12 protein-coding genes are annotated in these 13,214 nt (G+C 72.1%); 3 read left to right on the top strand and 9 right to left on the bottom strand.

What is annotated here, in order from left to right; all coding sequences use genetic code 11:
* Positions 1 to 587: hypothetical protein (locus tag VG276_30895; GenBank protein ID HEV8653689.1), on the top strand; the 587-nt coding region annotated here is incomplete at its 5' end.
* A gap of 54 nt (positions 588 to 641) precedes the next feature.
* Here VG276_30895 and VG276_30890 read toward each other — a convergent pair.
* The 5 genes from VG276_30890 to VG276_30870 form a co-directional block, all read right to left on the bottom strand.
* Positions 642 to 1,280 (bottom strand): aminodeoxychorismate/anthranilate synthase component II, encoded by a 639-nt coding sequence (locus VG276_30890; GenBank protein HEV8653688.1) that lies wholly within the window; start codon positions 1,278 to 1,280, stop codon positions 642 to 644.
* Positions 1,277 to 3,052 (bottom strand): long-chain fatty acid--CoA ligase, encoded by a 1,776-nt coding sequence (locus VG276_30885; GenBank protein HEV8653687.1) that lies wholly within the window; start codon positions 3,050 to 3,052, stop codon positions 1,277 to 1,279. Before VG276_30885 ends, VG276_30890 begins: the two co-directional genes overlap by 4 nt.
* 130 nt (positions 3,053 to 3,182) lie before the next feature.
* A complete protein-coding gene (locus VG276_30880) occupies positions 3,183 to 4,493 on the bottom strand; it encodes a hypothetical protein (GenBank protein ID HEV8653686.1) in 1,311 nt (436 codons plus the stop codon).
* Positions 4,490 to 5,137 (bottom strand): class E sortase, encoded by a 648-nt coding sequence (locus VG276_30875; protein ID HEV8653685.1) that lies wholly within the window; start codon positions 5,135 to 5,137, stop codon positions 4,490 to 4,492. The genes VG276_30880 and VG276_30875 overlap by 4 nt, the downstream gene beginning before the upstream one ends.
* A 122-nt stretch (positions 5,138 to 5,259) precedes the next feature.
* Complete coding sequence (locus VG276_30870; protein HEV8653684.1) at positions 5,260 to 5,835, bottom strand: TlpA disulfide reductase family protein; 576 nt, start codon at positions 5,833 to 5,835, stop codon at positions 5,260 to 5,262.
* Positions 5,836 to 5,881: 46 nt separating this feature from the next.
* Here VG276_30870 and VG276_30865 point away from each other — a divergent pair, with 46 nt between their 5' ends.
* Together VG276_30865 and VG276_30860 are read left to right on the top strand one after the other, a co-directional pair.
* On the top strand, positions 5,882 to 6,121 hold the full coding sequence (locus tag VG276_30865; protein HEV8653683.1) for a cell division protein CrgA: 240 nt from the start codon (positions 5,882 to 5,884) through the stop codon (positions 6,119 to 6,121).
* 78 nt (positions 6,122 to 6,199) lie between these two features.
* Positions 6,200 to 6,448 (top strand): zinc ribbon domain-containing protein, encoded by a 249-nt coding sequence (locus tag VG276_30860; GenBank protein ID HEV8653682.1) that lies wholly within the window; start codon positions 6,200 to 6,202, stop codon positions 6,446 to 6,448.
* A 161-nt stretch (positions 6,449 to 6,609) separates the two neighbouring features.
* On the opposite strand, the gene VG276_30855 is transcribed toward VG276_30860, so the two are convergent.
* From VG276_30855 to VG276_30840, 4 genes are all read right to left on the bottom strand, one after another.
* Positions 6,610 to 6,981, bottom strand: coding sequence for a hypothetical protein (locus tag VG276_30855; protein ID HEV8653681.1), 372 nt, complete (start codon positions 6,979 to 6,981; stop codon positions 6,610 to 6,612).
* A gap of 51 nt (positions 6,982 to 7,032) precedes the next feature.
* Positions 7,033 to 10,254 carry an AAA family ATPase gene (locus tag VG276_30850; GenBank protein HEV8653680.1) on the bottom strand — a complete coding sequence of 1,074 codons (3,222 nt, stop codon included), beginning with the start codon at positions 10,252 to 10,254 and terminating at the stop codon, positions 7,033 to 7,035.
* Between the two features lie 216 nt (positions 10,255 to 10,470).
* Entirely contained in the window at positions 10,471 to 11,970 is a 1,500-nt protein-coding gene (locus VG276_30845) for a trehalose-6-phosphate synthase (protein HEV8653679.1), read from the bottom strand.
* Positions 11,967 to 12,938 (bottom strand): GDP-mannose 4,6-dehydratase, encoded by a 972-nt coding sequence (locus VG276_30840; GenBank protein HEV8653678.1) that lies wholly within the window; start codon positions 12,936 to 12,938, stop codon positions 11,967 to 11,969. The genes VG276_30845 and VG276_30840 overlap by 4 nt, the downstream gene beginning before the upstream one ends.
* Between the last annotated feature and the right edge of the window lie 276 nt (positions 12,939 to 13,214).

The raw sequence follows: 13,214 nt of genomic DNA, 5'->3' as shown, positions 1-13,214 counted from the left end.
ATGTGCCGGCGGGGTTGGAGGCGGTGGTGCTCAAGGCGATGGCCAAGCAGCCCGGGCAGCGCTACCAGACCGCGGCCGAGCTGCGCCAGGACCTGGAGCGGTTCCTGGCCGGCCGCGGCGTCCTCGCCACCCCCACACCGGCGGAGCAGCCCACCGAGGCGATCGGCCGCGCGGCGGCTACCGGCGCGGCCCAGACCGCGATGCTCGGCGACCCCGTGCCCGGCCCGGTCGAGCGCTACGCCGACCCCTACGACGACCTGGGGGAGCGCCCGAGATCCTCGATCGGCTGGCTGGTGCTCGTCGTGCTCGCCATCGCGCTCGCCGTCCTCGTCGGGTACCTGGTGATGAGCAGGCTCACCGACACCGGCGCCGGCACCACCGAAACGACCGGAGCGCCGGCGACCACGGCCGCGCCCACCACGCAGACCGCGCCGGCGACCACGGCCGCGCCGACTACCACCAAGGCGACGACCACCACCAGCCGAGCGACGACCACCACCAAGGCGACGACCACCACCAGCGTGACCTCGACGACGCTCGGCAGCAGCACCACCGGGGCGACGGCCTCGACCGCCGGGGGCGGGTAGGAGGCCCCGCCGGGGCCCCGGACCCGCGTGGCGGCCCGGCCCGGTAGGGGCCGGTCAGGCGGCCGTGCGGGCCGTCCGCAGGGTGCCGAGCCAGTTGGCGAGCAGGTGGTGGCCGTGCTCGGTCAGCACCGACTCGGGGTGGAACTGCACCCCCTCGACCGGATGGCGCCGGTGGCGCAGGCCCATCACCAGCCCCGCGCCGGTCTCGGCAGTGACCTCCAGGTCGGCGGGCAGGCCGTCGCGCTCCACCACCAGGGAGTGGTAGCGCGTGGCCGCGAACGGGCGGGGGAGCCCGGCCAGCACCCCGGCGCCGTCGTGGAGCATCTGCGAGGTCTTGCCGTGGACCAGCTCGGGGGCACGAACCACCTGGCCGCCGTAGGCGTGCCCGATCACCTGCAGCCCCAGGCAGACCCCGAGGACCGGCAGGCTCGACCCCAGCTCGCGCACCACGTCCAGCGACAGCCGGGCGTCGCGCGGGTGGCCGGGGCCGGGGGAGATCAGCACCCCGTCGGCGCCGAGGGCGCGCACGCCGGCTGGCGTGCCCGCGTCGTTGCGCCACACGACCGTGTCCGCCCCCAGCTCGCCCAGGTACTGGACGAGGTTGTAGACGAACGAGTCGTAGTTGTCGATGACGAGGACGGTGAGCCCCTGCCCCACCCCCTCGAACCCGGCCGGCGTGGGCGCCGGCGTCACTGACCGCCCGCCTTGCCGAGTTCCGCCTCGGGCGCGGCCGGGCTGGGCTGGGTCTCCTCCTGGGTCTCCGGCTGGGTCTCCTCCTCGGCCGCCGCCCTGGCCCGCTCCTCCTCGACCAGGGCGCGGCGGAGCACCTTGCCGATCAGCGTCTTGGGCAGCTCGTCGCGGAGCTCGACCGTGCGGGGCACCTTGTAGGCGGCAAGCCGGTCCTTGGCGAACGCCCGGATGTCGTCCGGGGTGGCCTGCTCGCCCTCGCGCAGGACCACCCATGCCTTGACCGTCTCCCCGCGGTAGGGGTCGGGCACCCCGGCCACGCAGGCCTCGGCGACCTTGGGGTGCTCGTAGAGCACCTCCTCGACCTCACGCGGGTAGACGTTGTAGCCGCCCGCGATGATGAGGTCCTTCTTGCGGTCGACGATGGAGAAGTAGCCCTCGTCGTCCATCACCGCCATGTCGCCCGTGAGCAGCCAGCCGCCCTGGAGCACCTGAGCGGAGTCGTCAGGCCGGTTCCAGTAGCCGCGCATCACCTGGGGACCGCGGATGGCCAGCTCGCCTGACTCGCCGGTGGGCAGGGCACGGCTCGGGTCGGACGGGTCGACGACCCGGGCCTCGGTGTCGGGTAGGGGCATGCCGACCGTGCCCGCCTTGCGCTTGCCGTAGACCGGGTTGGCCAGCGCCACCGGGGAGCTCTCGGACAGGCCGTAGCCCTCGACGAGCCGGCCGCCCGAGTAGCGCTCGAAGCGTTCGGCAACTTCCAGCGGCAGCGGGGCCGCGCCCGACAGGCACGCCTTGATGCTCGACAGGTCGTGGCCGCCCTTGGCCACGGCGTTGTTGATCGCCACGTACATGGTGGGCACGCCGGGGAAGAGGCTGGGCCGGTACTTGTCGACCGCCGCGAGCACGTGGTCGAGGTCGAACCTGGGCAGGAGCACCAGGGCAGCGCCGATCCGCACCGCCAGGAGCAGGCAGACCGTGAGCCCGTAGACGTGGAAGAAGGGCAGCACCGCCATCATGACCTCGCGGCCCGGGTCCGCGTCGGGAAACCAGGCCCGCACCTGCTCGACATTGGCCCGCAGGTTGCCGTGGCTGAGCATCACGCCCTTGGACAGGCCGGTGGTGCCGCCGGTGTACTGCAGGAGCGCGAGGTCGGTGGCCGGGTCGACCTCGGCCTCGGACGGCTTGGTCTGTGACCCGGAGAGCAGGTCGCGCCAGCGCCGCACCGGCTCGTCCCGGCCGATCGCCGTGCTCGCCGCCTTGCCCTTCTTGGTGTAGGGGGCGAGCGCGCGCTTGACCGCTGGCAGCTCGTCGAGCAAGGAGGTGACGACCACCTCGCGGATCGAGGGGGCCTGCGCCCGCACCGATTTGACCCGCTCGTACACCAGGTCGAGGCAGACCACCACCTCGACCTCGGCGTCGCTGAGCTGGTGGCCGAGCTCGCGCTCGGTGTACAGGGGGTTGTTCTGCACCACCACCGCGCCCAGCCGCAGCGCGCCGAAGAAGGCGATCACAGCCTGGGGGCAGTTGGGCAGGACGAGGCCGACCCTGGTGCCCTTGGTCACCCCGAGGCCGGCCAGCGCCCCCGCGAACCGCCACGCCTGGTCGGCCAGCTGCGCGTAGGAGACGGTCCGGCCCTCGAAGTGGACGGCCGGCGCGTTCGAGAAGTCGCGGGCGGCGTCGGCGAGCAGGCGCGCCAGGTTGGTCGACGGCACCTCGACGTGCTCGGGCACGCCGGGAGGGTAGCTGTCGAGCCAGGGTGTGGTGACGTCGGCCATTCCCGTTCCCTCCAGATCCGCCCAAGGACTGTCGCCATGCGCCGAGCCGAGCGGGGAGACGGATCCTTCCCCGCCCGGCAGTATCCGTTCCCGCGTGCCCTCGCGACAATCTCCGGGTCCGCTGTCACGATCAGAAGTTCTCCGGCAGCACTCCCTCGAGCCAGGGGAAGACGTACAGCCAGCAGACGACCGCGAACAGCACGATCCAGGCCAGGACGGCCATGCGCAGGGGCCACCGCCTCCGCACTCGCGAGTCGCGCGGGCGCACCCGCCGCCCATCGGGCCTGCTCGCAGGCGAAGAGCGGGACCTGCCCTCGAGCTGGCGCGTTCGCCGCCCCTCGATGGTGGTGCCTGCCTCCGGGCGGTCGGCCGCCCGGAGGCCCTCCGGTGGGCGCATGCCCCGCCCCGGCGACGTGAGCGCCTGGTCCTCTCGATCGACCGGCCAGAGCCAGTCCTCGTCCCCGACCGTGCCGGCCCGCTCCCCGGACTCCCAGGCCCGCGTGGCCGGGTCGGCCGCGGCCGACCCGGGATCGGGGCGGTCCCAGCTCGGCCCTGCCGGCTCGAGCGCGCGGCCCGGGGCGGGTCCGAACGAGACCACCGGCTCGTCGGTGAACTGGTCGACCCCGGTGCGGTCGTCCTCCTCCGGCCACGACGGCTCGAGGTTCCAGCTCTGGGTCGTGGCCTGCTCTACGAGCCGTCTGGCATCGACCTGCGCAGCCTCGAGGGTCGCGTCCCCGGCCTCCAGCCGGTCGGGGTCCGGGTCGGCGTACAGCGAGCCGAACCCGGTGTCGGAAGGCAGCCCCCCTGCCTCCCAGGGCGCCGCCCGGCTGGCCAGCGGGTCGCCGGCCGCTTGCGCCTCCGGTTCCCAGGTCGGGGCGGGCCGCCCGCCCCAGGGATCCTCTGGCTCCCAGGGCCGGGCCGGCGGCTCGACGGTGGGCTCCCAGGACGGCCCGGTCCTGGGCGGGTCGGTCCAGTCCTGCGGCTCGGACTCCCAGGTCGCGGTCGCGTCCAGGTCGTGGGCCCAGCTCGGGTAGCCGGCGTCACGGCGCGCCGGGCCGCCGGGCTCGGCCGGCGCCGGCTCGTCGTCGAAGCTCCAGGCCAGCTCCGGCTCGCCTGGCTCGGGAAGCGGCTCACGGAAGGCCGGCTCCGGTTGGGGCGCGCCCTGGGGCGCGTCCGGTGGCGAGCCCGGCTCGTCCGAGTTCGCAATGTCGACCCTGCGCGCCTGTCTGGGCCGGAGCTTGCGCGCCCACTCGGCGTCCTCCTCGGGGCTGGACGCGTCCTCGAGACCGGCCAGCCAGGGGAGCGTGTCGTCCGGGTCGTGCCTGCCCTCGTCCTGGCGGTCGCGGCGGCCCTCGCTGTGCCGGGCACGACGGCCCTCCGGGTGTCGGGCGCGCCTGCCTTCGGGCTGGCGCCCCCCCTGATCCTCGGGCCACCGGCTCATGCCGCTACTGTACCGTTGTTGGGCACGGTGGCGACCAGCACCCCGAAGACGATCAGGCGCTGCTTGGCCGAGAAGCGCGGATGGCACGTGGTCAGCGTGATCGTCGGCTCGATCTTGCCGCCGGGGCCGCGCACGCTGTCCAGGACCGAGACGTCGTCTGGCAGGACCAGTTTCTTCGAGGTCACCTGGTAGGTGAACACGCTCTCCTTGGTCACCACCGTCATGACGTCGCCCTTGGCCAGCTCGTTGAGCCGGAAGAAGGGCGCCCCGTAGGTGGTCCGGTGGCCCGACACCGCGAACGTGCCGGCCTGCCCGGGCATCACGGTACTCGGCACATGCCCTGGGCCCTTGCGCAGGTCGGCCTTTTCGACGCCCTGCACGACGACCTGCTCGACCTTGATCCTGGGGATCTGGAGGAGCGCGACCCCCTTGCCGACCGGGATGCTCCTGGGCTTGGTGGCTTGCGGCCGGCCGGCCGGGACGCCGGCCTGCGCGGTCCAGGTCGACTCCAGCTCCCTGCGAAGGCTGCCCTGCTCCTTGCTGGCGGTCGCATTGGTGCCCACGAGCTGGTACACCAGGAAGTAGAGGACGAAGCATCCCAACCCGATGAACGTCCAACCCGTCCCGCGCAGGAACCTCCGCATCGTCACCTCCGTGCCCTCGCCACCCGCCGCGGGGCTCGCGCTCACCTGAAGCGCCCAAGGCTCGTGCCCGCCGAAGCAAGCGAGGCCATGCCATCCTAACCCGCTCGTTACGGAAAGAGCCCCTACGGCGCAGCGAGCAGCCGGTCCACCGTGGCGCGCACCTCGCCGGGCCGGACCTGCCTGGCGATCTTGACCGCGTGCCTGCCCTCGCGGTCGACGAACCAGGTCTGCGGCAGGGAGGTCACCGACCAGCGTGAGGCCAGCCCGCCGTAGATGCCCTTGCGGTCGTAGACGGTGGGGTAGGTGACCCCCGCCCGGGCGAGGGCCTCGACCGCCTTGGACCGCTCGTCCGACGAGTCGACGCCGATGAAGGTCACCGGCTCACCGGCCAGCTCCCGGCTCGCCCGTTCGAGGTCGGGCATCTCGGCCCGGCACGGCGCGCACCAGCTCGCCCAGAAGTTGACCACCACGACCCGCCCCTTGAGGCGGTCGAGGTCGCTCCCGAACTGCTCCGCGGTACGGTCCACGAGCTGTGCGGAGCCAAGCGCCCCGGGCGTACCGGACGAGCTGGCCGCCGACTCCGGGCCGCCCGTGCAGGCGGTCGCGAGCAGGCAGAGGGCGAGCAGGGCGGCGCCCAGACCGGCGCCGGGCGGCCGGAGCGGGCGCCGCGCCCAGACGGTACGATCGCATGAGGTCATGGCGCCCATGCGCCGCCGGGCGCACCTGTCGAAAGGACGTGCCGCGATGCCCAGGTCACGCTCCAAGCGGCGCCGGTACCAACCGCCGCCGCGCCCCAAGCCGAAGCCGTCGGCCCCCTGGGTGGGTCCCACGATCGTCATCTGCTTCGCCGTGGGCCTCACCTACATCCTGTTGTACTACATGGGTGCCTTGCCCGGTCCGGTGGCCGACCTGAACGCCGTCAACCTCGCCATCGGGTTCACGCCCATCGTCGTCGGCCTGGTGTTGGCAACTCGCTGGACCTGAGCCCACCACCCCGCTGACCTGCCAAACTACACGCCTGTGATTCATCCCCAGCTGGGGAAAAGGTTGTGGACAGCCGCGATGCCAGTGTACGAGTACGCCTGCCGCGCCTGCGGCGCGGTCGAGGAGCACCTGCAGCCCATGGGGAGCGGCGCCCCCGGGCCCTGCCAGGCGTGCGGCGGCGAGCTGCGCAGGCGCTTCTCCCGGGTGGCCGTGAAGTACCAGGGCTGGGGCTTCACCAGCACCGACCGGCTGGTCCCCGGCGACCGGCCCAAGAAGGACTTCCGCGACCTGCGCGAGCGCGCCGAGCGCATCGCCGACGACGCGTAGCGCCCTTCGGCGCTGGAAAGGCCTGATGCCGCCGTGCCAGCGCCACAGAGGCCTGATCCCGCCAGCGCCGTTACAGAGGCCTGGCGCCGCCAGCCGCCGCCAGAGAAGCTTGCAGCCGCCCGCGGCGGCAGACCTCCCGTTCTGAGCGGCAAGCTCGCCGGTCATCCGTCCGGCAAGTTCGCCGGACGGGCAGGACGGGTCGTGCGGTCGGGGGTGGGGACCCGGCGCAGCACCATCTTCTCGGCGCAGTGGCGCGGCGGGGCGTCGGTCCCCTTGCGGAGCAGAACCAGCTGCTCGCCGCAGGTCTCGCAGGCGAACACCAGCAGGGTGCCGGTCTCCACGACGTCGGTGGGCGGGCCCGGCGCGGCCGCGCCCCGGTTGCCGGCCAGGCCCCGGAACAGCATGCTGCCACCGACCAGCACGCCGACCCCGAGCAGGACGGCGACGATCACGTCGCTGAACGGGGCGAGCAGGACCAGGGCGGCCACGACGAGCGCGGCCAACCACAGCATCCGACCCCGAAGGCGGCTCATGGGGTCATGCTACCGCCCGTCCGCCCGCCACGGTCGCGCGTTGCATGGTCGTCACCGGCGCAGCGTGATCAGCTCGCTCCGCACTGTCTTCGCACCAGCCTCGTTGCCCTTCCGCTGGTAGAGCCGGAGCGCCCGCTCGAGCTCCTGGATCGCCTCCTCGCGCCGCTTGGCCATGCGGAGCGTCTCGGCAAGGTCGGCGTACACCTCGGCCTGGGTATCGAGGTGGTCTGTTCTCTCGGCCAGCGCAACGGCCTCTCTCGCCAGGCGCTCAGCCGCCTCCAGCTCGCTGCGGTGGGCGAGCAGGACCGCCCGAACCGAGCGCCACCTGGCCTGGACGTCGTGCTGATGAACGGCCGCGAGGCGCTCGCAGACCCGGGTCATCTCCCCCGCATCCTCGTAGCGGCCCTGCCGGAGGAGGACGCGGGCGAGCATGACGGCGACGGCGACCTGCGGCACGGTCGCGCCCATCCGCTCGAGCTCGTTGTAGCCGCCGCGCAGCTTCTGCTCAGCAGCGGTCAAGTTCCCCTCGAGGAGGCTCACCAGCCCCTCGGAGACCGAGTCCGCCGCCCTCGTGAGCAGCTCCCCGAGGTCGAGCGTGATCGTGCTGGCCACCTTGTTGAAGTCGCGGGCCTTCTCGAAGTCGCCGCTCATCGCGGTCGCCTGGGCGAGGATCGTGAGCATGCTCGCCTCGAGCCTGCGATTGCCGGTGCTCCTGGCCAGCTGGAGCGCCTCCTGACCATAGCGGACGACCTCGTCGACCGAGGTTGACTCCGAGAGGAGGATGAGGCAGTAGAGGCGGATCGTCGTCGCTTCCTGAACCCTGTCGGCCGCTTTCTGGGCGAAGCCCCTGGCCTGCACCACCGCAGCCTTCGCCTCGACCGACCTGCCCGCCCACCAGTCGGCATAGGCGCGGACGTACCAGGCCTTGGCCAGGCCCAGGTCGTCGCCGAGCGGTGTGAACGCCGCAACGGCGCGTTCGCTCTGCGCCCTGCCGTCGCGCAGGAAGCCCTCCAGATCCTGGAGGGCGACCAGGAGGAGGCGTGCGAGCGCTGTGTGCATGGCGGTTCGCTCGTCCCCGGCCAGCTCGGCCGCGGCGATCAGCTCCTCGTAGACACGCATCGCGTCCTGCAGTTCTCCGGCGGCCTGCAGGGCGTTGGCGAGGTAGGGCAGGACGCCGAGACGGGTCGGACTCTCGCGTGGGAGAAGCCGGTCGGCTCGCCGCAGCAGGGTGAGCGTCAGCTGGACGTCGGCGCGGACCGCGGCCCGGTGCCCGGCGGCCGCGAAGCGCTCGCCGGCCCGCCGGGCCAGATTCTCCGTGGCCCCGTCGGCCGGGCCGAGCCTGCGTCGGTAGTGATACGCCTCGTTGAGGTGCGTGGCGATGAGCTCGTCGAACTGGCTGAGCCGGTCACCAGCCGCGCGCTCGACCCAGTCCGCGTACAGCTCATGCCGTCTGGCACGGACCTCCTCCGTCATCCTGTCGTAGGCCACGTTCCGGATGAGGATGTGCCGGAAGCTGTAGCCCTCGCCGCCCTCGACGGCGGGGAGGGGGAAGACGGCGCCATGGTCACGCTGGATCAGGTCTTGGCGGGCCAACGCCTCGAGATGGGTGGCGACAGCTTGTGGCTCGCCGCCGGGCCACAGCGCGGTGATGTCGGCGACGTGGAACTGCTTGCCGACGACGGCCGCCCGTTCGAGGGTCGCCCGCTGCTCGTCGTCCAGGCGGCCGAGCCACGCCGAGAGCAGCGTCTGGACCTCTCGGGGCATCGCTACCTCGTCCAGGTCGCCGGTCGCGACCCAGCGACCATCGACAAGGCGCAGGACGCCGCCTTGGACAAGCTCTTCCACCAGCTCCTCGATGTAGAGCGGATAGCCCTGGGCGCGCTGGCTGATGTACAGCTGGACCTCTGGATCGGGCTGCTTGCCGTCGAGAAGGTGCGTGACCAGCCGCTCGCCCTCGGTCTCGCTGAGCGGTGACAGCGACAGCGAGGTCACGTTCAGCTTGCCGCCCGACCAGTGGCCCCGGCGCTTGAACAGCTCGTCCTGGCGCGCCACGCACAGGAGCAGGATCGGCGTGTCACGGGAGAACTCGGCGATGTGCTCGATCACGTCGAGCAGCGTCGGCTCAGCCCAGTGGAGGTCGTCGATGAACATGACCATGGGCCGGCGGCGGGCCAGGGCCTCCAGGAGCCGCCGAAGGGCCGAGAAGGTGTCACCCGGCAGTCCGATCTCCTCGCCGAGCCCGAGGAGCTGCGCCACACGCAGCGCGATGTCCCGTGCGTGCAGGTCCCCGAGCAGTGGGGCGGCCAGCCGCTCGTGCACCACGTCGGGTGGGTCTGTCCGCGCGATGCCGACGGCCTGGGTGACGATCTCCATGATCGGCCAGAAGGTGGCGCTCTCCCCGTACGACAGGCAGTGTCCTCGCAGGATCTCGGCTTGGTCACCCAGCCCCTGCAGGAAATGGTCGACGAGCCGCGACTTGCCGATCCCGGCAGGGCCGAGGATGGTCACCAGATGACAGCTGCGCTCGGCGATGGTCCGGTCGAACAGCGTCTGCAGCAGCCGCTGGTCGAGGCCCCGCCCGATCATCGGGCGGTCGAGCTGGCGTGCCCGACCCGGCTTGCCATGCAGGACCCGGAGCAGCCGGTAGGCCTCGACGGGCTCGTGAACGCCCTTGAGGCGCAGCGGCTCCGACCGCTCGGCCCGCACCGCGTCGCGGACCAGCGTGTAGGTCTCCTGCCCGATCAGGATGCCCCCGGGACTGGCTGCCTGCTCGAACCGCTTGGCGAGATTGACGGCGTGGCCGGTGACCTCCTCCTCGAGCGAGTCCACGTCGCTGCGAACCAGCACCGTGCCGGTATTCACCCCGATCCGCGCGACCAGCGAGACCGCGTGGCTCTGCTCCAAGTCGGCGCGGAGCAGCGACAGCGCGTCGCGCAGGTCCGCCGCCGCCCGCACCGCCCGCAGCGCGTCGTCGTCGTGCGGGACGGGGATGCCGAACACCGCCATCACCCCGTCGCCACGGCGGGTGCCCACCTTGCCACCATGGCTCGCGACCACCTGGCGCGTCGCCTCGAAGAAGCGGTCCATGACGCGTTGCAGCGGCAACAGCTCGAGCCGGCTGTCGAGGCTCACGGAGTCGGCGATGTCACAGAACAGGGTGGTGACGACGCGGAACTCCTCGACGTGCGACGCGGCGTGGAGGCGTCTGCCGCAGGCGGGGCAGAACTGGGCCGGCTGCTGGACCCTGGCGCCACAGTTGAGGCATACCTCCACACTCCGGAGTATAGGAGCCGGCGCGGCCAGTGGCTCCCTCCAAACGTCTGCCCGGTCGACGCCTCGACGGAGGAGGCTGGTGGCTCCCCTCCGAACACCTGTCCAGTCGGCTCCTCGCCGGAACGGACGTCACCGCGGCCTGGACGCCACGGGAGCCCGGCAGCCTGGGCGCCACGGGAGCCTGGCGCCGGCCGGGCAGGCCTTGCCGGGTCGCCGCTAAATTTGGGAGGTCAGGCCGCCCTTCTCGCCAGCCGGCGACTTGCCGCGCGGCCACGCGGAGCCCTCCGTCTGCATTCGTGCCAGGTCGTGGCGCTGGGCCAGCAACCACTGCCGCGGCGGCATCCTGGCCGCGCCCTCCCGGAGCTGCCGGGCGCGCTCCGCGCGGTCGTCCGCCTCCAGGGAGAGCGCGGTGGCCAGCGTGTCCGCCAGCTCAGCGGTGTCGAAAGGGTTGACCAGGAGCGCCCCCGCTCGGAGGTCGTCCGCCGCGCCGGCGTTCCGGGACAGGATCAGCACGGCGTCCCGCTCGTTCACGCACGCCGCCTCCTTGGCGACCAGGTTCATCCCGTCCCAGACGGGGTTCACCACGAGCACGTCCGCCGCGGCCATCGCGCGCAGCGCCCGCGGATGATCGTCCAGCACGACGAGTCGCACCGGCGTCCAGCCGGCGGTGCCGAAGCGCTGGTTCACCATCTCCGCCCGCTGCTCGACCTCGCAGTGGTAACGCCGGTACTCGGCCATGCCCTCGCGCGAGAGACTGACGAGGACGAGGTGGGTGACCTCACCGAGGAAACGCGGGTTCTGCTCGAGGAAGGCCGCGAACGCGTCCAGCCCGCGCACGATGTTCTTGCTCGGTTCCAAGCGGTCGACCCGGACGACGAGGCGCCCACCGTCAGGGACTCCACGACTGGGCGCGTCGTCCGGCCCCCCCGTGACGGCTGCTCCCTGCCGGATCAGCCGCCGCAGGTCTTGCTCGTCGACCCCGAGCGGGTAGGGGCGGACGTGCGCCACGTGCCCGTCCTTGGCGCGTACGGCGTCCCGCTGCCGGTCGACCTCGTATCCCGCGGCTTCGCAGCAGGCGAGGAAGCTCCTTGCCCAGCGGTGGGTGAGGAACCCGATGAGATCGGCGCCGAGCATGCCTGCGAGCAGCTCGCAGGCGACGGCGTCGGGCAAGACGCCGAAGTCGTCGGGGCCCGCCCAGGGGCAGCACACGAGATGCAGGATGCGCACGTCCGGGCGCCGCTCGCGCAGCATGGCGGGAGCGAGCGCCAGATGGTAGTCCTCGAGGTGCACCTCCCCGCCTGGATTGGTCGCCTCGTCGCAAGCCTCCGCAAAGGCCCTGTTCACCTCCCGGTAGGACGCCCACGCCGCGCGGAACCGATGGTCGAACGCGACCCCGGCCGTGTCCAGCAGGTGGTGCTGGAGAAACCAGAGCGTCCGGTTGGCCACGTCGTGGTAGTACCGCTCGTAGGTCGTCGGCTCGAAGGTCAGCATCCGCAGCTGGGAGCCGGCCGGGCCTTCCGGGCTGCCATTGCCGTCCGCCGCCGCACGGTCGCCATCGGTGATGGCAGCCGAGATCCACGTGCAGGCGTGCCCTTCGAGCGCGGGTGTCAGCGCACTGACCAGGCCACCCGCCCCGCGGCGCCACGAGAGCCTCCCGTCGGGCTGGAGCGTGAACCGCCAGGGTCCGCGGTTCGAGGCGATGACGAGCGCGCTCATCGTCCTCCGGGACGGCGCGCGAGCCAGCTCAGCACCTTCTCCAAGCCCTCGTCGATCGCAACCGTCTGTTCCCACCCGGTCAGCTCACGGAGCGCGTCGGCGCTGGCGACCAGGCAGTCGCCCTCGATCGCCTGCGGACGCACGCGCGACGGGTCGGTCTGCACCCGCAGCTCCTTGTCGAGGAGCTTGCCGGCCAGCGCGACGAGGTCGGTCACCCGCATCCCCAGGCCCGAGCCGACGTTGAACGTCCTTCCACGTGCGCGGGTCTGGGTCGCGAGCCGCAGGAGCGCGTCGACCACGTCCACCACATAGGTGTAGTCGCGGACGGAGTCCAGGCGGCCCATCCGGACGGTCTCGCCGTCGACGGCTTGGCCCATGATCGTCGGCACGACGTTGCGCTCGCACTGCCTCGGGCCGTACACGTTGAAGCTGCGCACCGTGGTGACGGGCAGGCCGTAGGAGGCCGTGAAGCTGCTTGCGAGCTGCTCGGCCGCGACCTTGCTGCCCGCGTACGGCGACCGTGGCTGCAGCGGATGGGACTCCTCGATCAGGACATCCTGGCGTTCGGCGGTGCCGTAGACCTCCGACGTGGACATGAGCACGAGGCTCTCGACTTCTACCTCCCGGCAGACCTGCATGACATGGGCGCTGCCCCTCACGTTGACGTCCACGAAGGCGACAGGGTCCAGGTACGAGCACGGAACCGACCCGAGGCCCCCGAGGTGGAAGACGTGATCGACGCCTGCGACCGCCCTCCGCAAGGACTCGAGGTCGCGAAGATCCCCGAACCTGAGCTCTACGGCCTCTCGGACCTCCCCAGCAATATGGTCGAGGTTCCCCAGGCCCCGGTCGGAGCTGGAGCGGACGAACGCGCGCACCCGGGCGCCCGCGCGGACGAGGGCTTCCGTGAGGTGGCTCCCGATGAAGCCGGTCGCACCCGTCACCAGTGCGAGGTTGCCTTGGACCATGGCGTGGCAGCTTTCTTCAGATCGATCCCGGGGCACGTCAACACGTGAGCCGGCAAGACAGAGGCGACGCTTGACCACCTCGGCGAGGCGGAGCGGATCTCGGCATGGTCCAGGCTGGCGGCTGGCGGCTGCCGGCAGGGCGGACGACTGCTGTTGGCACGCCGAGATGCAAGTACGAACGCTCGGCTCGCGCTGTCATCTCCTTGACAACCAGGCGGTCGTGTCCACGACTGCGAGGACTCCAGCCGTCGGTGGCATCTCGAGCACCGCAGTGAC

The organism is Actinomycetes bacterium (assembly GCA_036000965.1).
Lineage (GTDB): Bacteria > Actinomycetota > CALGFH01 > CALGFH01 > CALGFH01 > DASYUT01.
This window is presented reverse-complemented; position numbering and strand designations above follow the sequence as displayed.